This is a genomic window from Bacillus sp. D386 (genome assembly GCF_006346415.1).
Map to the genome: position 1 here is coordinate 405,194 of NZ_VEMV01000003.1, position 23,720 is coordinate 428,913.

A 23,720-nucleotide genomic window follows, 5' to 3' on the forward strand; every position below is an offset into this window, starting at 1 on the left:
TGGCATGATAATTGCATGTATATAGGGTGTACAGATATAAGACTATGAATAGAAAGGGAGTACAAATATGACCGGTTATTTAAAGGAAGAGCATCGTATTTTTCGTGAATCAGTTCGGAAATTTCTAGATAAGGAAGTGATTCCTTACTATCTTGATTGGGAGAAGGAGAAAAGCACACCTGGAGATTTGTGGAAAAAGTTGGGAGACCAAGGGTTTCTTGTACCGTGGGCAGATGAAAAATATGGTGGGTTTAATGCAGATTTTGCCTATTCAGTCATTCTTGCTGAGGAGTTTGAAAGAGTCGGAAGCGGAATTGGAGGATGTGTTTTACATAATGATATTGTTGTTCCATATTTATATGAATTCGGTACAGAAGAACAAAAACAAAAATGGATTCCAAAGTGCATTACGGGTGAATATTCAACGGCTATTGCAATGACTGAGCCGGGAACGGGATCAGATTTAGGGAATTTGCAGACAAGAGCTGTTAGAGATGGGGATCACTATATTATTAATGGGCAAAAAACGTTTATATCAAATGGGCTCAGGTCCGACTTAACCATCGTAGCCTGTAAAACAAATCCAGAAGCAGGACATAAAGGAATCAGTCTCATTGTAGTCGAAAAAGAAACACCTGGATTTATACGTGGTAAAAAGCTGAATAAAATCGGTCAGCTTGCGGGTGAAACGACTGAGTTAATTTTCGAGGATGCAAGAGTACCGGTTAGTAATTTATTAGGACAAGAAAATAAAGGCTTCTATTATTTGATGGCCAAACTTCAGCAGGAGCGGTTAATGTGTGCGATTCAGGCCTTAGCAGCAGCCGAGGAATCGTTAAAAATCACGATTGATTATGTCAAACAGCGGACTGCCTTTGGTAAATCAATCAGTGAATTTCAAAATACACAATTTAAGATTGCTGAAATGGCGACTGAGGTGGAGATAGGCCGTACATTTATCGACGGTTTAATCGTGAGGCATATGGAGGGTCAGGATATTGTCACCGAGGTGAGCATGGCTAAATGGTGGATAACCGATATGGCAAAGAGATTGGTCAGCCAATGTATGCAATTGCACGGTGGTTACGGTTTTATGGAAGAATATGCGATTGCGAGAAGATATCGGGATATAGCGGTCACCTCGATATATGCAGGTACAAATGAAATTATGAAGCAAATAATCGCTAAAAAAATTGGATTATAAGGGGGAGAGTTATATGAGGGAGGCCGTAATTGTTGAAGCAGTCAGAACACCGGTAGGAAAGCGTAATGGAGTATTGAGCTCCATCCGCCCGGATGATTTGCTCGCAAACGTTTTAAAAGAAGTAGTAAACAGGGCAGGTGTTTCTTCTGATTTGATTGAGGATGTCATTATTGGGTGTGTATCCCAAGTGGAAGAACAAGGGTTAAATATTGCACGTTCAGCTGCCTTGATGGCTGATTTCCCCATTAAAGTACCTGGCACGACGATTGATCGACAATGCGGTTCCAGTCAACAAGCGGTTCATTTTGCCGCACAAGCCATTTTGAGTGGAGATATGGATATCGTTATAGCGGGTGGAGTGGAGAGTATGTCACGAGTGCCGATGGGTTCAACAAGAAAGCATTCACAGCCTAGTGAACAGCTGTCTTCCCGTTATGAATTAATCAATCAAGGACTATCAGCAGAAAGAATTGCTGAGAAATGGGGCTTTAGCCGCAATCAACTTGATGAATTTTCTCTATTGAGTCATCAGAGAGCTATTCAAGCCCAAAATGAGGGGCGCTTTGATCGTGAAATCGTGCCAGTGGAAGTATTGGATGATTTGGGAGCAAAGACTTTAGTTACACAGGATGAAGGCCCACGTCGGGGAACGTCTCTTGAAAAGCTGGCCACTTTGCCTACAGTTTTTAGAGAAAATGGTGTGATACACGCTGGGAATGCCAGTCAAATGAGTGACGGAGCTGCAGCCCTGTTAATCATGTCTAAGGAGAAGGCGTTGGAATTAGGCTTAAAACCAAGATTTTCGATAATTGCCCGAACGATTGTAGGATCCGATCCAACCCTGATGTTAACTGGACCGATAGAGGCGACGAGAATGGCACTTGATAGAGCAGGACTGACGATACAGGATATGGATTTATATGAAGTCAATGAAGCCTTTGCACCAGTTCCGCTCTGTTGGAAGGAAGAACTTGAAGCAAGCATGAATAAGTTAAATGTAAACGGAGGAGCGATTGCACTCGGTCATCCTCTTGGTGCAAGTGGGGCAAGGGTCATGGTTACTTTAATGCATGAACTTGAAAGAACGGGTGGACGATATGGATTACAGGCTATTTGCGAGGGTGCCGGTATGGCCAATGCAACGATTATCAAACGAATTGAATAGAACAATCAAACAGGTATGATTGAAAACTAAAAAATGGAGGTTGGTTGTATGAAGATGCAAAATATAATTGCTGTTGTAACAGGTGGAGCTTCGGGTCTGGGAGAGGCTACAGTCAAGAATATTGTGGAAAATGGCGGGAAAGTAACGATTATCGATCGCTCGGAGGATAAAGGGTTGGCATTAGCCGAATCACTCGGTCATGAAAATGTGATCTTTGTAAAAGCGGATGTAACCAGTGAGGATGAGATTCGGACTGCCATTGAGAAAAGTGTTGAAACGTTTGGGAAAATCAATACGGTCGTCAATTGTGCAGGAATTGGAGTAGGTGAAAAAGTCGTCTCTAAGGATAAAGTTCATGATCTTGGCAGATTTAAAAAAGTGATTGAGGTCAATTTGGTTGGGACATTTAATGTAATTCGTCTGGCTGCAGAACAAATGATTAAGAATGAACCTAATGAAGAAGGGGAAAGAGGTGTTGTCATTAATACAGCTTCAGTAGCAGCTTTTGATGGACAAATTGGCCAAGCAGCCTATAGTGCTTCAAAGGGTGGAATTGTTGGCATGACCTTGCCGTTGGCAAGAGATTTAGCGAGAAGCGGAGTTCGTGTTATGACGATTGCTCCGGGCTTGATTGACACACCTTTGTTTGGGGGATTACCAGAGCAGGCCAGGAGTGCCCTCGGTGCGATGGTACCATTCCCGCCAAGGCTCGGATATCCCTCAGAATATGCCATGCTCGTCAAAAGTATTATTGAAAATCCAATGCTGAATGGAGAAACAATTCGCCTGGATGGGGCAATTCGTATGCAGCCAAAATAATAGATTAAGAGGAGGCAGTGCTATGTATTCATTGCTGCGTGTTGAAAAAGAGAATAATGTCGCAACGGTCGTCATTAATAATCCACCGATGAATGTTTTGAGTGAACTACTGGCAAGTGAGCTTTGTGATGCCTTTACTGAACTGAGAGATGACCATTCAGTGGTTACGGTTATTTTAACAGGGGAAGGTGACCGGGCATTTATGGCGGGAGCAGATATTAAGGAGTTCCCCAACATGATCAACCAAAGCACGGAAGCCAAAAAACAGCCCAGTAAGAAAAATGAGGTTTTTCGATTGATATCCGATTTTCCAAAGCCTACTATTGCCTATTTAAATGGAATAACACTGGGCGGTGGATTTGAACTTGCACTTGTCTGTGATCTGCGTATTGTCAAGGAGACGGCCCAACTTGGCTTGCCTGAAGTGAAGCTCGGCCTATTTCCAGGTGGAGGGGGAACGCAAAGGCTGCCCCGTTTAATCGGTTCAGCTAAAGCAAAAGAGCTGATGTTTACAGGCGATTCGATAACGGCTGAAGAAGCGCTTCAGCTCGGGATCATTAATCAAATTGCTACAGATGAAGAAGGGATTGAAGCTGCCCGCAAACTGGCCCGGAAAATCAGCAGGCATTCTCTTCAGGCTTTACGAAGAATCAAGCAGGCAGTTAATGAGGGAACAGATAGCCAATTACAGGATGGGCTCGAATTGGAATCAAACCTGTTCCAGGAAATCTTTACAACAGAGGATATGAAAGAGGGAGTAACTGCATTCCTTGAAAAACGCCGTCCGGTATTTACTCATCAATAAGCATGTAAGTGTTTGCTATTGGGAAGAAGTCTGGGGGAATCATCTGTATGAAGTATGTTGAATGGAAACGGGTCGGTGTGGAGGGGCATATAGCCGAAATACGATTAAACAGACCTAAAGCGCTTAATGCCTTTGATACAGAGATGGCTAAAGAAATTCTTGGCGCGACTCAAATTATTTCTGAAAGTGATGCAAGGGTGGTTTTAATCACATCGTCCAATAAGAAAGCTTTTTGTACCGGTGCAGATTTGAAGGAGCGCAACGAGCTGAATGAGGAAGAGTGGAAAAATCAGCACCAGCTATTTCGGGAAATGTTCACTGCTATAGCATCTCTTAAGCAACCGGTTATCGCGGTAGTGGATGGGTATGCGTTGGCTGGAGGATTTGAACTCGTTTTGAATTGTGATTTTTTAATTGCGGCAGATACGGCACAGTTTGGATTGCCAGAAGTGACGCGTGGAATTATGCCTGGGTGTGGCGGAACGAGATTGCTATCAAAGCGAATACCGGTTCACCGTGCAAAGGAATGGATATGTACAGGACGGATTGTGTCGGCTTTAGAAGCGGAAAAGGATGGATTATTGAACAGGATGACCAGTTCTGCTGAATTATATGAATTAGCACTCGAATTTGCTGTGGGTATTGCCCGTAATGCCCCTATAGCTGTCCAGCAAGCAAAAGCAGCAATAGATTCCTTGTTTGTATTAAAGAATAATGAAGCAAAAATTATAGAACAAGAGTACTATAACCGATGTTTATCAACCTCGGATCGACTTGAGGGAGTAAGAGCATTCGTCGAGAAACGGTCGCCTAAGTTTATCGGTAAGTAAAATCAGGAGAGCCTGTCATTATTAAAATATGTTTCCGGTGAGCTACCTTTAAGCAAACATTAATAAATTGTATAAACAGGAGCACTTATTCTAATTTTTCTCTTGGTTAGACGTGTTAAGTAAACAATAGGTGATAGGAGGTGAGATTGGTGAAATCTGTTCCGCTGGAAAAAACAATCCAATTTAATAAAGAGCTGCGTCACAGTGTACGAAGAGTATGTCAACGATTCTCCGGCTCTTATTGGAGAGAGCTAGACATGAAAAATGCATACCCTGAAGAGTTTGTAAATGAAATAACGAGAAATGGTTTTCTATCAGCTTTGATCCCAGAGGAGTTTGGTGGATCCGGATTAGGGATTGCGGAGGCTTCTATTATTCTTGAAGAAATTAATCGAAGTGGAGGCAATGCTGGTGCCTGTCACGCTCAAATGTACATAATGGGGACGTTAGCCCGGCATGGAAACCAGCGACAAAAGTCAAACTATTTACCTCGTATTGCTGACGGTACATTACGATTGCAGGCTTTTGGAGTCACAGAACCAACGACAGGAACCGATACGACTAAATTACGGACCTTTGCAGAAAGAAGAGGAGATCATTATGTCGTGAATGGTCAGAAAGTCTTTATTTCAAGAACAGAGCATTCTGATTTAATGATGCTGCTAGTGAGGACTACGCCAGTCAGTCAAATTAAGAAAAAAACGGAAGGATTATCTGTTCTGCTTGTTGATTTGAAGGAAGCAATAAACAATGGTATTACCATCCGTCCCATTCAGACGATGATGAACCATTCTACCACTGAATTATTTATCGAAAATTTAAAGGTACCAGCCGAAAATTTGATTGGTGAAGAAGGAAAAGGTTTTTCCTATATTTTAGATGGTATGAATGCAGAACGAATATTAATTGCGGCCGAATGTATAGGGGATGGACGATGGTTTATAGAGAAAGCAACTCAATATGCAAACGAAAGAGTCGTTTTTGATCGGCAAATTGGGGAAAATCAAGGAATTCAATTCCCGTTGGCGAAGGCACATATCCAAATAGAGGCAGCGGACTTAATGCGTAAGGAGGCATCAAGGCTATTTGATCTAGGTATAAAATGTGGGGCTGAGGCGAATATGTCAAAATTGCTTGCCGCTGATGCGTCTTGGGATGCTGCTAACACAGCACTGCAAACGTTTGGAGGATTTGGTTTTGCGGCTGAATATGATGTAGAAAGGAAATTCAGAGAAACACGCCTTTATCAAGTGGCACCAATTTCAACCAATATGATTCTTTCTTATGTAGCGGAGCATGTCTTAGGTTTGCCTAAGTCTTACTAGTATGATACTCAAGGTTGATGGGAGGATGTAGTATGAGAAATGCGGTGATTGTTGAGGCTGTTCGGACGGCGGTTGGCAGGATAGGCGGATCTTTAAAAAATGAGGAAGTGGATTATCTTGCTTCTGCCACCATAAACGGATTGATTGAACGCACAGGAGTACAGAAAGATGAGATTGATGAAGTCATTATTGGTCAGGCGAAACAAAGCACAGATCAGCCAAACCTGGCAAGATTAGCTTTATTGCGTGCCGGACTTGCAATAGAAACACCGGGTTATACGGTCCATCGCCAATGCGGATCAGGAGTGCAGGCTATTCATAATGGTGTCCAGCAAATCATGTGCGGTTTATCGGACATAGTAATTGCCGGTGGTGCTGAAAGTATGAGTCAGGCACCATTCTATTTACGTAATGCTCGTTATGGGTTTGGCACAGGTAATACGGAAATCCTTGATTCCAATACGGAAAGTCAGCCGCGTGCACAACCAATCGAGACATACGGTCATTTAACCATGGGGATGACAGCAGAAAACCTTGCCGAAAAATATTCAATCACCAGAGAAGAGCAGGATGAATATGCGCTTTTAAGTCAAGAAAAGGCTGAACGTGCTATTTCTTCTGGCCTGTTTAATGATCAGATCATTCCATATCAGATAAAGACGAAGAAAGGGACAGAAATATTTAAAGTGGATGAACATCCAAGAAAAACGAGTATGGAGCAATTGGCGCGGCTTAAACCTGTTTTTAAGAAAAATGGGACTGTAACGGCAGGGAATTCAAGCGGACGGAATGATGGCGCGGGGTTGGTTATGCTAATGGCAGAAGAAACAGCTATTCAAAAGGGCTATAAATGTAAAGCAAAAATCATTGCTCAGGCAGTTGCCGGTGTTTCTCCAGATATTATGGGAATCGGTCCTGCACCAGCTACGAGAAAAGCACTGAAGCTAGCCGGATTGAAGTTAGAGGATATAGGGCTGATAGAATTAAACGAAGCATTCGCTGCTCAAACCTTAGCTGTGATTAAAGAAATGGATTTGGATTTGAGGCGATTGAATGTAAATGGCGGAGCGATTGCGCTTGGCCATCCAATCGGAGGTACTGGAGGTATTTTAATGACCAAGCTTATTCATGAAATGGAGCGCAGGGGAGAAAAATATGGATTGGTCACCTTTTGCATCGGCGGAGGTTTGGGAATATCCTCCATTGTTGAGAATCTCCAGGTTTAGGCCATGCAAGAGAAGAAAGAGTTGGATTTGGATCTTTACCGTTCACGTATCGTCACTGCAGAAAAAGCAATCTCTCTTATAGACTCCTCTCACAATGTCTTTTTGGCACCTTTTTGTAATGAACCGCAACAGCTGGTAAAGGAACTTATTCGGCAAAAGGAACGGTTTTGTTTATTAAATTTATACACTTGTATTGTTGGAAGTCCCTGCTTGTATGCTGAATCGGAGGGGAATCCTCATTTTTTTATCAGGACATTCCTTGGATCTTCATTATTAAAGGGAGTTTTTCATGCAGGAAATGGTGATTATATACCTTTGAATTTATCCGAGTTACCGGTATGGGTGGAAACAAATAAAATTGATTTTGCCATGATTCAGGTTACTCCTCCCAATCAAAATGGTTATTGTAATCTGGGAATCTCAGTCGATATTATCCATTCACTTAGTAAACATGCTGGTAAAGTCATTGCTCAGGTCAATAGCAATCTTCCCAGGACATTTGGGGATTCAGAAATTCATGTATCAGAGATTGATTATTTTGTTGAATCAAATGATAGTTTATTGACGATTTCATCTGGAATTCCAAACAAAATAGAAGAGGCAATCGGTAAAAATGTTGCACAATTAATCCCTGATTATGCAACGATTCAAGTTGGGATAGGTAGAATTGCAGATGCCGTTCTTTTGGCCCTTAAGGAAAAGAAGGGATTGGGTGTTCATTCCGGTACTATAACAGACGGTGTCATGGAAATGATGAAGCGAGGAGTTATTACTAATGAAAGAAAAGAAGTGATGACTGGTAAAACGGTTTGTACCACTTTAAATGGAAGTCAGCAGTTATATAGCTTCGCCAACCTCAATAAGGATATTTGCTTATACCCAGCAGATTTTACACATAATAGCTTACAAATTTCAAAGATTACGGATTTCTATTCAATTAACTCAGCTTTGGAAGTCGATTTGACAGGACAAATAAATGCTGAGCAAATTGGCAATTATCCATTAGCTGGAGTTGGCGGCCAAATGGATTTTATTCGTGGGGCCAGACTTTCAAAAGGTGGAAAAGCTATTATTGCCCTTCCAGCGACTGCAATGGGAGGTACTAGGTCGAGAATAAAAAATACTGTATCTTCTGTTACATCCTTAAAATCAGAGATTGATTATATTGTGACAGAGTACGGAATTGCTTCCTTGTTTGGCAAATCACTTAAAGAACGAAGACAGCAAATGCTGAACATCGTACACCCGAATTTCAGAGAAAGTTTAAGTGCTAATCTTACATCACAGTTGTAGCAATAATCTTTTTTACATGGAGGGGTTTAGGTGTCAATCAAGGTGAAACAGGATCAGATAAAAAGGGCAAGACGGCCATTTTTTACTGATGAACATGAAATGTTCAGGAAATCACTCGTGAGTTTTTTACAAAAAGAAGCTGTTCCCTATTTTGAAACATGGGAAGAGGAGAGATTGATCCCTCGATCCTTTTGGGAGAAGATGGGTGAACAAGGTTTTATTTGCCCGTGGGTCAGTGTGGAGTATGGCGGAATGGGTACTGATTTTGGCTTTGCTATTATTTTAAGTGAAGAATTAGCAAAAATAGGAGCTGGTTTGACGGGCATAGGAACTCACAGCAATATCATTGTTCCTTATTTACATACATTTGGCAATGAGGAACAAAAGCATAGATTTTTGAAAAAATGCGTTAAAGGGGAACTGATTACTTCGATTGCAATGACAGAACCAGGGGCTGGATCAGATTTGGCAAGCATCCAAACGACGGCTATCCGTAAAGGTAATCAGTATATATTAAATGGTCAGAAAACATTTATTACAAATGGAATCCATTCTGATTTGATAATTGTTGCCTGTAAAACGGATCCAAAAGCTGAACCAAGACATAAAGGAATCAGTCTTATATTAGTTGAACGAGATACCCCAGGGTTTACGCGTGGGAGGAAGTTAAATAAGGTGGGAATGCACAGCCAGGATACGAGTGGGCTAATATTTGAAGATTGTATAGTGCCAGTCTCAAATCGATTAGGAGAAGAAGGAAAAGGCTTCCGCTATATGATGATGAATCTTCAGGAGGAACGGCTCTTATGCGCAACAAATGCGGTCGTAGCTGCTGAAGATATGCTTCAATTAACCATACAATATGTAAAAGAGAGAGATGCCTTTGGAAAGCCAATCAGCCAATTTCAGAACACTCAATTTACGCTGGCCGAAATTGCTACAGAAATAAAGTTTGGTCGGACTTTTGTCGATGATTTAATCAAAAAACATATTGATGGAAAAGAAATTGTGAAGGAAGTAAGTATGGCTAAATGGTGGACGACAGAGATGGCAAAACGTGTCTCCACCCAATGTATGCAGCTTCATGGCGGTTATGGCTATATGGAGGAATACAAAATTGCCAGACGGTATAGAGATATACCAGTCACATCCATTTTTGCAGGCTCGAATGAAATTATGAAGGTCATTATCTCTAAACAATTGGGACTCACTTGAAAGCTGGATAGATCAAATTAAAAAGAAGAGAAGGGAGAGAACGAGTTTGGACTTTACCTTATCAGATGAAACGATAAAAATGAAAAAGATGATCAAACATTTCATTGATGAAACGGTCGATCCGAAAGCAGACTTAATCGAGAAAAATGATCATATACCTGAGGACATCATGCAGCTAAGCAGGGACATGGGTCTATTTGGTTTGAGTATTCCGGAAGGCTATGGCGGACTTGGCCTCGATATGGTTGGAAAATGTGCCATATATGAGGAGCTTGGCCGTACGCATAATGGCTATACGACCATCATTGGAGCACATACCGGTATTGGCTCTGTTGGGGTTGTTGAGATGGGAAATGATAGACAGAAGCAAAAATATTTACCCAAAATGGCAACTGGAGAATTAATTGGTGCATTTGCTTTAACAGAGCCTGAAGCTGGTTCAAATGCTGCTGCGATTAGAACGAGAGCCGTTCGAAAAGGAGACAGCTATCTTCTAAATGGGTCCAAGCACTATATAACAAATGCATCAATTGCCGGTTTATTTACCGTGATGGCTGTGACCAATCCGGCTGCAGGTCCTAAAGGAATTACTTCCTTTTTGATTGAAAAGGGTACAAAAGGAATGATTATTGGGAAAAAGGAAGAAAAAATGGGCTTGAGAGGCTCTCATTCTTTCGAAATCTTTTTTGAAGACTGCGAGGTTCCGGCAGATCATATTCTGGGGCAAGAAGGAATGGGATATGTGAATGCTCTAAAGATTCTAGCTAATGGCCGCGTAGGTCTGGCCGCTAGGAATCTTGGATCCTGTCAAAAATTATTGGAATTATCGGTCCAATATGCATTTGAACGGCACCAATTCGGAAAGCCGATTTTTGAACAGCAAATCATCCAGCACTATTTGGCTGATATGGCCTTGGACATTGAATCGCTCCGTGCATTAACCTATAAGGTTGCCTGGATGGTAGACCAAGGAAAGAATGTTGTTAAAGAAGCGGCTATGTCTAAATTGCTAGGTTCAGAAATATTTAATCGAGTAGCTGATAAAGCCGTTCAGATTCATGGAGGCCTAGGATATATGAAAGGATATCCAATCGAGCGATTTTATCGTGATGCAAGAATCACCAAAATTTATGAAGGTACTTCAGAAATCCAGAAAAATATCATTGCTGCTCAAATAAAGAAAGATTTCTATAATCATTCACAAATGATGTATACATAATTCTTATTAAGACAGACAGGCATGGATATCAAAATAAAAATGGGCAGGATTCCAACGGATGAGTGGAATCTATTTTTTTGCTTTGAGGTGTTTTTTTAAAAGCATAAAATATTACGGCATACTGATTATATTTTTTGTTAAAATTGGAATATATGTTCGATTGTGGAAGGTGGGTGGTTTTAAGATGTTAAAGAATGAAGCAGATGTTATTAGGTTAATTCAAAACGATGAAAAAATGATGGAGATTATAAAGGCTGTAAGCACATTAAATTTACCTGACTGGTGGATATGTGCAGGATTTATACGTTCAAAGATTTGGGATGCTTTGCACGGATTTAAAGATCGTACTGAAACACCGGATGTTGATGTTATCTATTTTGATAAATCAATAATTAATGAGGATATGGAAAAAGAATTTGAGATAAATTGATTAGTATTATGCCTAATATACCTTGGTCTGTGAAAAATGAGGCTAGAATGCATACGATTAATAACTTTTCTCCATATACTTCTTCGCAAGATGCCATATCAAAATTCCCAGAAACAGCGACAGCTCTAGGGATAAAGTTAGATCATGAGAATAAATTAATCCTTATTGCTCCATATGGATTAGATGATGTCATAAATTTAGAGGTTAAGCCAACTCCCCATTTTCGTGAGTCAAAAGAACTGGCTGTTATTTATAAGGACCGAATTTCAAAAAAGAATTGGAAGTCTATTTGGCATAAAATTGAAGTTCGCGATATATCTGATTAAGAATGATAGACTCTCATTTACGTTCCCTCTTTTTAATAGTATCTCTATAAAATCTATCATTTTGATATTTTACCGTTTATTAATCTCCTCTTTTTTTTGAAATGTAAAATTCGCAAACCATCCTGATCATTTTACATCGACTTTCCACTGTCCTATCAGCCGACCGAATTATTTTTATGGAAAATGGAAAAGTAATTGAGACAGGTACACATAGGGAACTGTTTGAGAATAAACATGGGGTATATTCAAGGTTATTTAGCAGGGAAGCTGAAATGGGCAATCAAACTGTAACTATAAAACTCTACAGAATCGTAAGAATTGGATGACTCACGCCTCTAACATGTACTTACAAGTTATGGTAAACTATTCATGATTCGCGTTTGTTCATAGTGAGGGGTGATTCATATAATGAAAAAATACGAACAAGTAAAGATGGAGATTAAGAAGCTCATCGAAGAAGGCGATTATATACCCGATCAGCGTATAAGTTCTGAATATAGTTTAACTCAGCAATTTGGAGTTAGCAGACATACAGTGCGTAAAGCAATTAATGATCTTGTAAATGAAGGCTGGTTGTATACAGAGCAAGGTTCAGGCACCTTTTGTGCTGACCGGAACACAAATCAACCATCTGAAAAAACAATTGCTCTTTTGACTACATATATATCCAATTACATCTTCCCCTCCATCATTAATGGAGTTGAGTCCTATCTAAGCAGTAAAGGATATACTCTGCTCCTTTATAGTACAAATAATGATTTAAATAAAGAAAAGTTGTGTTTGGAGAATATTTCAAACAGGGGGATTGCCGGTTTAATTGTAGAACCGACTAAAAGTAATTATTATAATCCGAACCTGAAATATTATTTAAATTTAGAGAGGAAAAAAATACCATATTTAATGATTAATGCTTATTATCCAGAGCTACACCCTTATAGATTAACGGTAGATGATGAATTAGGCGCTTATATGGCAACAGAACATTTGATTAAATTGGGGCATGGACGCATTGCTGGTATTTTTAAAACGGATGACCAGCAAGGTGTTAAGAGGATGCAGGGATTTATCAAAGCGCATAGGGAGTATAGCATCCCCATCTTACCCAATATGATCCTACCTTGTACAACAATAGAAAAAGATAAAGTACTGAATGAAGAATTTATGGGTCTTCTAAATTCTGAACAAAGACCTACAGGGCTTTTCTGTTATAACGATGAAATAGCTTTGTCTGCTCTTGATGTTATTAGGGAATATGGAATTAGTGTACCTGATGATCTATCCATTGTAGGGTTCGATGACTCAAATTTAGCGACTGCATCTGAAGTGAAATTAACGACCATCAGACATCCACAATTTGAAATGGGTAGACAAGCTGCAGAAACAATTATCCAGCTGATTGAAAATAAAGTAGATGGAGATCCTTCAATCCGTTATAAACCAGAGTTAATATTACGAAATTCAACGAGAAAATTATAGGAATTTCTTTTTAAAAACCCACCAAAATGGGTTTTTTATTTTGTTCACAAATGGTTGTAAAAAATATGCAAAGGAGAATAATTTATGTAGCGTACTTGTACTAACAAGTAGTATGATATTAATGTAAGCGCATGCATTATTTTGAAAGGTTTCTATATTCATAATGTTTTGGGAATAAATTGAATGAGAGCCTTATTTTACAAAAGGGAGTGGTTAATAACATGAGGAAGTTTGTTACTGCAATGATGATGTTTGTACTGGTATTTACCTTAGCGGCATGTGGCAGCGATGAAAAATCCAGTGGGGAAGAAAAAGGGTTTGTTGGAATTGCCATGCCAACAAAGTCATCGGAGCGCTGGGTATTTGATGGAGAAAATATGGTCAAGGAATTTGAAAAGTTAGGCTACAAGACAGATCTGCAATATGGCGAAGACGTTATTGAAAATCAAATTGCCCAAATTGAAAACATGATTACTAAAGAAGTAGACATTTTAGTAGTTGCCTCTATTGATGGGGAATCTTTAACAGAAGTCCTTCAAAAAGCGGCTGATCAAGATATTAAAGTTATTTCCTATGACCGATTAATCAAAGGGACAGATAATGTGAGTTATTATGCCACATTTGATAACTTCAAGGTTGGTGTTCTACAAGCCTCCTACATTGAAGACAAGCTAGGACTTAAGGACGGCAAAGGACCTTTTAATATTGAGTTGTTTGGCGGGTCTCCAGATGATAACAATGCATACTTTTTCTATGATGGTGCAATGTCTGTCTTAAAGCCATACATAGACTCAGGGAAATTGGTTGTTAAAAGCAAACAAACAGATATGAAGCAAATTGCTACTTTGCGTTGGGATGGCGCAACTGCACAATCTCGTATGGACAACTTGCTAAGTTCACAATATTCAACTGATCGTGTAGATGCCGTTTTATCTCCATTTGATGGAATCAGTATCGGTATTATTTCTTCTCTTAAAGGGGTTGGTTATGGAACTGGAAGTAAACCATTACCAATAATTACTGGACAGGATGCTGAGTTGGCATCAGTAAAATCTATTATTGCCGGTGAGCAAACCTCAACCATCTTTAAAGATACGAGAGCATTAGCTAAAAAAGCAGTGGAGATGGCTGATGCAGTTCTAAAAGGTAAGGAAGCGGAAGTAAATGATACTGAAACATATGACAATGGAAATAAGGTTGTACCTTCTTATCTATTGGAACCGGTTTCAGTTGATAAAGAGAATTACAAAGAAATTTTAGTAGATAGCGGATATTACACAGAAGAAGAATTAAGCAAATAAAAGAAATAGTGGGTCTCGTTTTTTTCAAAGGTTTCTATATTCCAAGCTTTATGGGGCTAGCATAAATTAGAAACCTTTATTTTTATCAAAAGGGAGAGGTTCAAAACATGAGAAAATTTGTTACTGCAATGATGATGTTTGCACTGGTACTTACCTTAGCAGCATGTGGCAGCGATGAAAAATCCAGCGGTGATGAAAAAGGGTTTGTTGGAATCGCTATGCCGACAAAGTCATCAGAGCGTTGGGTATTTGATGGAGAAAATATGGTCGAAGAGTTTGAAAAGCTAGGCTACAAAACAGATCTTCAATATGGCGAAGATGTCATTGAAAATCAAATTGCCCAAATTGAAAATATGATTACTAAAGGAGTAGATATTTTAGTAGTCGCCTCTATTGATGGGGAATCATTGACAGAAGTTCTTCAAAAAGCAGCTGACCAGGATATTAAGGTTATATCCTATGACCGCTTAATTAAAGGGACAGATAATGTGAGTTATTATGCCACATTTGATAACTACAAAGTTGGTGTTTTACAAGGCTCTTATATTGAAGAAAAGCTTGGTCTTAAGGACGGCAAAGGACCATTTAATATTGAATTGTTTGGCGGATCTCCAGACGATAACAACGCATACTTTTTCTATGATGGTGCAATGTCTGTTCTAAAACCATACATAGATTCTGGGAAATTGGTTGTTAAAAGTAAACAAACAGATATGAAGCAAATTGCTACTTTACGCTGGGATGGCGCAACAGCGCAAACTCGTATGGACAACTTACTAAGTTCACAATATTCATCTGATCGTGTAGATGCAGTCTTATCGCCAAATGATGCATTAGCTATTGGTATTATTTCTTCTTTAAAAGGGGTTGGTTATGGATCGGATAGCAAACCATTACCGATTATTACCGGACAAGATGCTGATTTGGCATCAGTAAAATCAATCATTGCCGGTGAACAAACCTCTTCCATCTTTAAAGATACGAGAGCATTGGCTAAAAAAGCAGTTGAAATGACAGATGCAGTTCTAAAAGGCAAGGAAGCAGAAGTAAATGACACTGAAACATATGACAATGGAAACAAGGTTGTACCATCTTATCTTTTAGAACCAGTAATAGTAGATAAAGAAAATTATAAAGAAATTTTAGTCGATAGCGGATATTACACAGAAGAAGAGCTAAGCAATTAACAGAATGGATGGCGGATGCTGTTTGATTGTAATGTAAACGGTTAAACAGCATCTAAATTTATACAGTTGAGGTGAATGGCGTGTCATCAATTTTATTAGAAATGAAAAATATCACGAAGACATTCCCTGGGGTAAAAGCTCTTGACCATGTGAATTTAAAAATTAAAGAAGGCGAAATCCACGCCCTTTGCGGAGAAAATGGAGCTGGTAAATCTACTTTAATGAAAGTATTGAGTGGAGTGTACCCACATGGCACTTATTCAGGAGATATCTTATTTAATGGAGAAGTGTGTGAATTTAAAAATATTAAGCAAAGTGAAAATCTAGGCATTGTAATTATCCATCAAGAATTGGCTTTAATCCCTTATCTATCTATCTCTGAAAATATATTTATAGGCAATGAACAAACAAAACATGGAATCATAAATTTTAATGAAACAATTGTAAAAACATTAGACTTACTGAAAATTGTTGGGTTAAATGAATCACCGAATACACCGGTTAATCAACTGGGTGTAGGAAAGCAACAATTAGTTGAAATAGCAAAGGCATTATCCAAGAAAGTGAAATTACTTATATTAGATGAACCAACTGCAGCTTTAAATGAGAATGATAGTGAAAATCTCTTAAATTTAATGCTTGAATTTAAGAAACAAGGAATGACCTCCATAATAATCTCTCATAAATTAAATGAGATTGCAAAGGTGGCCGATTCGATAACCATCCTTCGTGATGGTAAAACTATCGAAACTCTTGATATGAAAAAAGGTGTCACGGAGGACCGAATCATTAAGGGGATGGTAGGACGTGACTTAACGAATCGGTATCCTGAACACACACCAAATATCGGAGAAACCATATTAGAAGTGAAAAACTGGACAGTTCAGGATGAAAACAATTCCGATCGTAACGTGGTTGATGATGTAAGTTTCCAAATAAAAAGCGGTGAAATTATTGGCATAGCCGGATTAATGGGAGCTGGGAGAACCGAGCTGGCGATGAGTTTGTTTGGAAAGGCTTATGGTAAAAAAATCTCAGGCCAAATAATTAAAAAGGGAAAAGAACTGAAGCTGAAAAATATTACACAAGCAATCGATAATGGCATTGCTTACGTAACTGAAGACCGTAAATCATATGGACTTGTATTGGAAGAAGATATTAAAACGAATATCACATTGGCAAATCTGGGTAAAATATCTCAAAAACTAGTTGTAAATGATAATCAGGAAATTATTGAAGCAGAGCAATATCGCAAAAAAATGAATATAAAGAGCCCAAGTATCTTACAAAAAGCAATGAATCTAAGTGGAGGAAATCAACAAAAAGTCGTGTTAAGCAAGTGGATTTTTGCTGAACCGGAAATCTTGATTTTGGATGAACCAACACGTGGGATTGACGTTGGGGCAAAGTATGAAATTTATTCTATTATTAATGAATTGGCCGACAAAGGAATGGGAGTATTGGTCATTTCATCAGAACTGCCTGAGATATTAGGAATATGCGACAGAATTTATGTCATGCGTGAGGGCACATTTACCGCAGAATTTGATCGGAATGAAGCTTCACAAGAAAAAATTATGAAATACATGACCAGAACAGGGGTGGAACAGCTGTGAAAACACTGACTAGTTTATTGAAAAATAATATAAGACAGTATGGAATGGTATTGGCTCTGATCTTTATCATGGTGCTATTTCAAGTATTAACGGATGGCATATTACTAAAACCTCTTAATATTACAAATCTTATTCTGCAAAATAGTTATATTCTTGTTTTAGCAATCGGGATGTTGTTGGTCATTATATTGGGGCATATCGATCTTTCCGTTGGTTCGATTGTAGCCTTTGTTGGAGCTATGTCAGCGATATTTATGATTGAAATGAACATGCCGGTTTGGTTATCTGTCATTCTTTGTCTTATTATAGGAGCTTTAATAGGAGCTTGGCATGGATTTTGGGTTGCATTCCTTAAAATCCCAGCATTTATCGTTACACTCGCAGGGATGCTGATTTTCCGCGGACTTACTATGCTTGTTCTCAATGGGCAATCCATTGCTCCGTTTCCTGAGTCCTTCCGCCAAATGAGTACAGGGTTTATACCGGGGCTGAATAAAACAGGAGAATTAGATTTACTGACTATGATTGTCGGAGTTTTAATCTCTCTCGTACTATTATGGAGTGAATTTAGAAAGCGTAAAAAACAACAGTCTTACAATTTTGAAGTACTTCCAATGTGGTTATTTGCTTTAAAACTGGTATTTATAGTAGCAGTAATGAATATATTTGCTTATTTCCTAGCTTCATATGAAGGTATTCCTAATATTTTGGTGATTTTAGTTGTATTAATTGTTGCTTACTCATTCTTTACAAATAAAACAGTCCCTGGTCGACATTTATATGCGCTTGGCGGTAATGAAAAAGCAGCAAAATTATCAGGTATTAAAACAAAATGGCTTACCTTCTGGGTATTTGTAAACATGGGTGTATTATCTGCCTTATCAGGATTATTATTTGCAGCTCGGTTGAATGCAGCAACTCCTAAAGCGGGTAACTCTTTTGAATTGGATGCGATCGCTGCGGTCTTTATTGGCGGGGCATCCGCATATGGCGGTATAGGGACTGTTATAGGCGCTGTCGTTGGTGGTTTGGTAATGGGTGTATTAAACAATGGTATGTCGTTAATTGGCTTAGGCGTGGATTATCAACAGACAATTAAAGGACTGGTATTGTTGCTAGCTGTAGGGTTTGACGTGTATAATAAAAATAAATCATCGTAAGTTTATTTTAACAAAAAGAGGTGTTTGGAAAGTGAATTATCGCAGACTTGGCAATACCGATTTATCTGTAAGTGAGATTAGTTTTGGGACATGGGGAATTGGCGGTGATTGGGGAAAGGCTGATACCCAGGATGCTCTTCTTGGTTTAAATCGCGCTATGGAGAATGGAGTTAACTTCTTTGATACGGCGGATGTATACGGAAGTGGTAGAAGCGAAGAACTGTTAAGGGAAGCGACGAAAGGCAAAGAGGATACGATCCATATTGCTACGAAATTTTGTCGAGCCGGTGATATTCATGATCCAGATACATATTCGGAAGAGGCAATTCGGGCATATTGTGAGGGCAGTCTCAAAAGGCTTGGCCGCGAACGGATTGACCTATATCAAATTCATTGTCCGCCCTTACATATTTTAAAGAATACGGATGTATTTACTGTGCTGGATAAGCTTCAGCAGGAAGGGAAAATTCGCCATTATGGCGTGAGCGTAGAGACTGTTGAAGAAGGTTTATTCTGTCTTACCATTCCAGGTGTCAGAGCATTACAGGTCATTTTCAATATATTCCGGCAAAAACCGCTTGAAGAACTCTTCCCGACAGCTAAAAAACAGGGGGTTGGTATATTAGCCCGCGTACCACTGGCCAGTGGTTTGCTAACAGGAAAATTCAGCACCCAAACAAAATTTGAAGAAAATGATCACCGTAGCTTTAATGCAAATGGAGAAAAATTTAATGTTGGTGAAACATTTGCAGGACTTGAGTTTTCAAAAGGAGTTGAGCTTAGCAATCAGCTTTCCTGGATTGCGGATGGAAGAGGTACCATGGCTAATTCAGCTTTACGATGGATTCTGGACCATGAAGAAATTACATGTGCAATACCTGGTTTTAAAAATGCGCAACAAGTTGACCAAAATTTAAAGGCGATTCAAACTAAATCCTTTTCAAAAGAAGAGTTAGATAGGCTGCAAACGTTTTATATGAATGAAGTACATGATTATATTCGCGGACCTTATTAATGCCAGTTAAACGGGAGATTGAAACGATTAATAGATAATCAATAAAAAAGGAGCAGGTATTAGAGATTTATATATTTTCTAATGCCTGTTTATTTGCACAATTTATATCTTCTTAAATAGACTAATAATAGCGTTTTCAATCACGTTTGTTGTGAAGGAATACATACAAAATATAAAATTAGGTTACACCTCTATATGATAAGGAGAGAAAGTACATGCAAATTGAACAGAAGGTATTTGGTGAAATTGAGAATCAGGAAGTTGTGCAATTTTCAATTACTAATAAATCAGGATTTACCGTTCGTTTTATAAATTATGGTTGTGTGATTACAGATATTATTGCTCCTGACCGTGAGGGAAATATGGAGAATGTCGTATTGGGGTTTGATTGTATGGAAGATTACGAGAATCATTCACCTTATTTTGGAGCGGTTGTCGGCAGAATTGCAGGACGAATCGCAAATAGTCAGTTCACTCTTAACGGGAAGTCCTACCAGATCACTAAAAACGAGGGGGATAACCACCTGCATGGAGGGGTTAAGGGGTTTAGCCATGTTCTTTGGGATTATAAAGTAGTAGAAGAAAAGGATGCTGTTGGGGTTGAATTCAGCTATACAAGTAAAGCAGGAGAAGAAGGATTCCCTGGCAAGGTAGAGGTTACAACGACTTATTTAGTAAATGAAAACAATCAGCTTGATATTCGCTATAAAGCTACCACCGATGAAGATACGATCATCAATTTAACGAATCATACATATTTTAATTTAAGTGGTGACTTGAGCAAAACAATCAAAAATCACGAATTACAGCTCGAAAGCAGTCGATATATTGAGCTTAAGGAAGATTCTATTCCGACTGGTCGATTAATTCCTGTCGAGGGAACACCGTTTGATTTTACGAATAGCAAGCCGATTTCTCAAGGTGTCGATAGTGGCTACAAACAAAATGAGTTAGCAGGCAATGGCTTTGACCATCCGTTCGTTTTGGATTCCAATTTTAATAGAGAAATAGAATTATACGATCCTGAGAGTGGACGTAAATTATTAGTGGAAACGGACCAACCAGCCGTTGTTATTTATACTTGCAATCAATCGGAAGGGGATTATGAAATCAGGGGTGTCCGTCCGCATCATCATATGGCTATATGTTTGGAAACACAGGGATTCCCAGATGCTATTAACCAACCTGATTTCCCTCCGGTCACACTTAAAAAAGATGATGTATATCAAGCGCATACGAGATATATTTTTAAATAAGGCTATGTTTAAAGAGAGTGATGCTTTTAATGGATTAGACGAGGACCTTTAAGATTGGGTCCTCTTTTTGTGTCTCTGCTTATTACAAAACCGATAGGATAATTCTCCAGTTAGCTATGACAAAACAAATTACAATGCCATTTTTAATTGCATTTACGAGAATTCTATTGTATTTTAACTCTTTCGATTTATCGTCATTTCGATACAAAGGTAGGTTAATATTATGCGGATCCTTTTCAATGAAATTGAATACAAACCAAATTAATAATCCGAAGAACGGAAGAGCTAAAATGCTTTTTTTCTCCCCCCAATGTGAAACATGACCGTTCGAATCGAATGTCATAGGAATACTATTGGGTATATCTGACCATCTAATCATTATGTATACAAAAATGATTATAAGTAGGATTAAAGATACTATATTAAAACTAAATTCAAATAATGTTTTTTTGTTTTCGATGGGATGCTTGACCATTTACGCCCTCCTTTTAAAATAGATAACCTAATTTTACCATATAACCAAATAAACGTAATGCAACTATACGAGAATCCTACAAAGTACTGAAAACTTTGGCAACCATTATCTTTAAATAAACAAAACAAAGAGAGAGCGGGGTTTAATATCCGCTCTCTCTTTCTAAAATAACCAATATACTGGTCTACAACAATCCTTTTCGTTTGTATTCCATTAATCGCTTATTGATCCAAATGGCCGCCTGTGTCGCATCCCCCATGGCAATCGTGGCCTGTTCGGAGTGCGATACAATATCTCCCGCTGCCCATACATTTTTAACATTGGTTTCTTTTGTTCGTGCATCCACTTTAATATGTCTGTTATTCTCTATATGAACACCAATTTGACTGGCCAATTCTGTATGAACTTTATTGCCGCCAAAGCCGATAAAAGCTCGATCAGCTTGCAGGGATTCACCATTTTTTAAATGGACGCCTGTAAAAAAGTCCTCTGATTCTTTTGACACAGATTCTATTTCCTCTTCTAAGTACGTAATATGATGTTGGTTAAGTTTAGATAGAATGTCCGCTGAGACAGGTGTTTTCTCATGATTGATATAGGTTATAACATCCGTCCAATTTAATAAAGATACTGCAAGATTGGCACCTGGATCACCAGCACCCATCACAATAATTTTTTTATCCATCGCTTCGTAGCCATCACAATCTGTGCATATATAAATGGTGCTGCCCAAGCACTCTCTTATATTGGGGATATCAGGTATCCGATCGGTAACGCCTGTAGCCAGTAAAATAGTCTTGGTTTGATACGTTTCGTTATCAGTCGTTACCAAAAATTCATCATCTCTTTTAGATATTTGCTTCACATCAGATTTGATGAATGTAACTCCTGTTTCAGATGCTTGCTGCTGTCCTTTTTTTCGTAATTCTTCACCACTGACGCCTTCAGGCCATCCGATGATATTTCGATAATCCTTACATAAATTAGACCGTCCTGCTTCCTTAGAATCAATAACTAAACAATTAATTTGGCTTCTGCCCATTTGTATTGCCGCCTGAGTGCCGGCAATACCTCCACCTATAACAATACATTCCCAAGAATTTCTCATAGTAGTACCATTGCCTCCTGCTTAACGTCATCCCTTAGTATCAGGATGAAATAAGATATTATACCCTTCTATACCCATTCATACTGTATTTTGACAAACAATTGGTCGAAATGTAAAAATTAGATATCCGAATAAGAATGGAGGTTGAACGATTGGATCTTAAATTAGCAGGAAAAAACGCGTTAGTGGTTGCATCTAGTCAAGGTTTAGGAAAAGCTATTGCGCAAAAGTTAGTGGAAGAGGGCGCAAATGTGATGATAACTGGCAGACATGCAAACAAGTTAGAAAAAGTGGCAAATGAACTAATCCCTTTAAACAAAAAAAGCAGGGTTGTCTATTGTGAAGTTGACATTACAAGGCCTGAACAAATTAAGGACTTGGTAAGGAAAACGGTGCAAGAGTTTGGAACAATTGATATTCTACTCAATAATGCAGGAGGACCGCCGGCAGGGACATTTATGGAATTATCTGATGAGGACTGGCAGAACTCGTTTGAATTGAATTTATTAAGCTATGTTCGAATGATTCGAGAAGTGTATCCTTATATGAAAGATCAGGGTGGAAGGATTCTTAATATGGCTTCTATTTCTGTTAAGGAACCAATTCAGGGATTGCTGTTATCCAATACATTCCGCCTTGGTATTACCGGTTTAACGAAAACATTAGCATCTGAATTTGCTCAGGACCATATCTTAATAAATACGATTGCACCTGGTGTTATATCCACAGGTAGGATAACCTATTTGGATGAAAAAACAGCCGAGCGTCAAGGGTTATCCATAGATGAAGTAAAAGAAAATGCACAAAAGCAAATTCCGCTTGGCCGATACGGAGAACCAGAGGAATTTGCTAACTATGCAGTATTTCTGTTATCAATGCTCAATACGTATGTAACCGGACAAGTATTATTAGTCGATGGTGGAAAAGTGAAGGGAATTTAATTTCTATTAGAGTTTGAAAGAATACCCGTCCATTTGTAAAAGATAGAGATTGAATGAGGAGATTTATTGAAATAAATAATTGTGTATTCGCTTTATATTTTTTTGAATTTATTCAGCATAGCAAGTGGTTATTCTAATGAATCTCTTTGGAACTTTATATGAAAACCATTAATAATTTTGAACGGCATCGTCAACAACGATGCCGCTTTTATATGGTTCCTTTTTAATAAGATTTAATCTATGATTTTTCTTTTCCTGATAAAGAAGCGGAAATTTTAGGTGTCTCTTCGAATAAGACTTTAAAGTCCTATTAGGTTGATAATTCAAC

General features: G+C 38.7%; 20 protein-coding genes and 1 pseudogene. 19 read left to right on the forward strand and 2 right to left on the reverse strand.

Annotation, left to right across the window (positions count from 1 at the left end):
- Positions 1-67: 67 nt before the first annotated feature.
- From FHY45_RS10785 to FHY45_RS10870, 18 genes and pseudogenes are all read left to right on the forward strand, one after another.
- Positions 68-1,204, forward strand: coding sequence for an acyl-CoA dehydrogenase family protein (locus tag FHY45_RS10785; RefSeq protein ID WP_066103491.1), 1,137 nt, complete (start codon positions 68-70; stop codon positions 1,202-1,204).
- 13 nt (positions 1,205-1,217) lie between these two features.
- Positions 1,218-2,369, forward strand: a complete 1,152-nt coding sequence (locus FHY45_RS10790) for a thiolase family protein (protein WP_139891864.1) — start codon at positions 1,218-1,220, stop codon at positions 2,367-2,369.
- A gap of 48 nt (positions 2,370-2,417) precedes the next feature.
- Entirely contained in the window at positions 2,418-3,188 is a 771-nt protein-coding gene (locus FHY45_RS10795) for a 3-hydroxyacyl-CoA dehydrogenase (protein ID WP_139891865.1), read from the forward strand.
- A gap of 22 nt (positions 3,189-3,210) precedes the next feature.
- A complete protein-coding gene (locus FHY45_RS10800) occupies positions 3,211-3,993 on the forward strand; it encodes an enoyl-CoA hydratase/isomerase family protein (RefSeq protein ID WP_139891866.1) in 783 nt (260 codons plus the stop codon).
- Between the two features lie 47 nt (positions 3,994-4,040).
- Entirely contained in the window at positions 4,041-4,823 is a 783-nt protein-coding gene (locus FHY45_RS10805) for an enoyl-CoA hydratase/isomerase family protein (protein ID WP_139891867.1), read from the forward strand.
- Positions 4,824-4,972: 149 nt separating this feature from the next.
- Positions 4,973-6,148 carry an acyl-CoA dehydrogenase family protein gene (locus FHY45_RS10810; protein ID WP_139891868.1) on the forward strand — a complete coding sequence of 392 codons (1,176 nt, stop codon included), beginning with the start codon at positions 4,973-4,975 and terminating at the stop codon, positions 6,146-6,148.
- Between the two features lie 32 nt (positions 6,149-6,180).
- Entirely contained in the window at positions 6,181-7,374 is a 1,194-nt protein-coding gene (locus tag FHY45_RS10815) for a thiolase family protein (RefSeq protein ID WP_139891869.1), read from the forward strand.
- 3 nt (positions 7,375-7,377) lie between these two features.
- Positions 7,378-8,667, forward strand: coding sequence for an acetyl-CoA hydrolase/transferase family protein (locus tag FHY45_RS10820; RefSeq protein WP_139891870.1), 1,290 nt, complete (start codon positions 7,378-7,380; stop codon positions 8,665-8,667).
- Positions 8,668-8,703: 36 nt separating this feature from the next.
- Complete coding sequence (locus FHY45_RS10825; protein ID WP_373925476.1) at positions 8,704-9,882, forward strand: acyl-CoA dehydrogenase family protein; 1,179 nt, start codon at positions 8,704-8,706, stop codon at positions 9,880-9,882.
- 46 nt (positions 9,883-9,928) lie between these two features.
- Positions 9,929-11,101 carry an acyl-CoA dehydrogenase family protein gene (locus FHY45_RS10830; RefSeq protein ID WP_139891871.1) on the forward strand — a complete coding sequence of 391 codons (1,173 nt, stop codon included), beginning with the start codon at positions 9,929-9,931 and terminating at the stop codon, positions 11,099-11,101.
- 184 nt (positions 11,102-11,285) lie between these two features.
- Positions 11,286-11,857, forward strand: a pseudogene (locus tag FHY45_RS10835) (nucleotidyltransferase family protein).
- Positions 11,858-12,265: 408 nt separating this feature from the next.
- On the forward strand, positions 12,266-13,333 hold the full coding sequence (locus FHY45_RS10840; protein ID WP_373925472.1) for a GntR family transcriptional regulator: 1,068 nt from the start codon (positions 12,266-12,268) through the stop codon (positions 13,331-13,333).
- 221 nt (positions 13,334-13,554) lie between these two features.
- Entirely contained in the window at positions 13,555-14,634 is a 1,080-nt protein-coding gene (gene chvE / locus FHY45_RS10845; RefSeq protein ID WP_066103512.1) for a multiple monosaccharide ABC transporter substrate-binding protein, read from the forward strand.
- Between the two features lie 107 nt (positions 14,635-14,741).
- Positions 14,742-15,821 carry a multiple monosaccharide ABC transporter substrate-binding protein gene (gene chvE / locus FHY45_RS10850; protein WP_066103515.1) on the forward strand — a complete coding sequence of 360 codons (1,080 nt, stop codon included), beginning with the start codon at positions 14,742-14,744 and terminating at the stop codon, positions 15,819-15,821.
- 80 nt (positions 15,822-15,901) lie between these two features.
- Positions 15,902-17,437, forward strand: a complete 1,536-nt coding sequence (gene mmsA, locus FHY45_RS10855; RefSeq protein WP_066103518.1) for a multiple monosaccharide ABC transporter ATP-binding protein — start codon at positions 15,902-15,904, stop codon at positions 17,435-17,437.
- A complete protein-coding gene (mmsB, locus tag FHY45_RS10860; protein WP_066103520.1) occupies positions 17,434-18,597 on the forward strand; it encodes a multiple monosaccharide ABC transporter permease in 1,164 nt (387 codons plus the stop codon). The genes mmsA and mmsB overlap by 4 nt, the downstream gene beginning before the upstream one ends.
- A 31-nt stretch (positions 18,598-18,628) precedes the next feature.
- Entirely contained in the window at positions 18,629-19,612 is a 984-nt protein-coding gene (locus FHY45_RS10865) for an aldo/keto reductase (RefSeq protein ID WP_066103523.1), read from the forward strand.
- Between the two features lie 215 nt (positions 19,613-19,827).
- The gene (locus FHY45_RS10870) at positions 19,828-20,868 is read left to right on the forward strand and encodes an aldose epimerase family protein (RefSeq protein WP_139891872.1); all 1,041 of its coding nucleotides are present in this window, start codon (positions 19,828-19,830) and stop codon (positions 20,866-20,868) included.
- Between the two features lie 82 nt (positions 20,869-20,950).
- On the opposite strand, the gene FHY45_RS10875 is transcribed toward FHY45_RS10870, so the two are convergent.
- Both FHY45_RS10875 and FHY45_RS10880 read right to left on the reverse strand, forming a co-directional pair.
- The gene (locus tag FHY45_RS10875) at positions 20,951-21,343 is read right to left on the reverse strand and encodes a DUF1648 domain-containing protein (protein ID WP_066103528.1); all 393 of its coding nucleotides are present in this window, start codon (positions 21,341-21,343) and stop codon (positions 20,951-20,953) included.
- A 184-nt stretch (positions 21,344-21,527) separates the two neighbouring features.
- Positions 21,528-22,451 carry an NAD(P)/FAD-dependent oxidoreductase gene (locus tag FHY45_RS10880; RefSeq protein WP_139891873.1) on the reverse strand — a complete coding sequence of 308 codons (924 nt, stop codon included), beginning with the start codon at positions 22,449-22,451 and terminating at the stop codon, positions 21,528-21,530.
- 152 nt (positions 22,452-22,603) lie between these two features.
- On the opposite strand from FHY45_RS10880, the gene FHY45_RS10885 reads away from it, so the two are divergent.
- Entirely contained in the window at positions 22,604-23,392 is a 789-nt protein-coding gene (locus tag FHY45_RS10885) for an SDR family oxidoreductase (protein ID WP_066103531.1), read from the forward strand.
- Positions 23,393-23,720 lie beyond the last annotated feature (328 nt).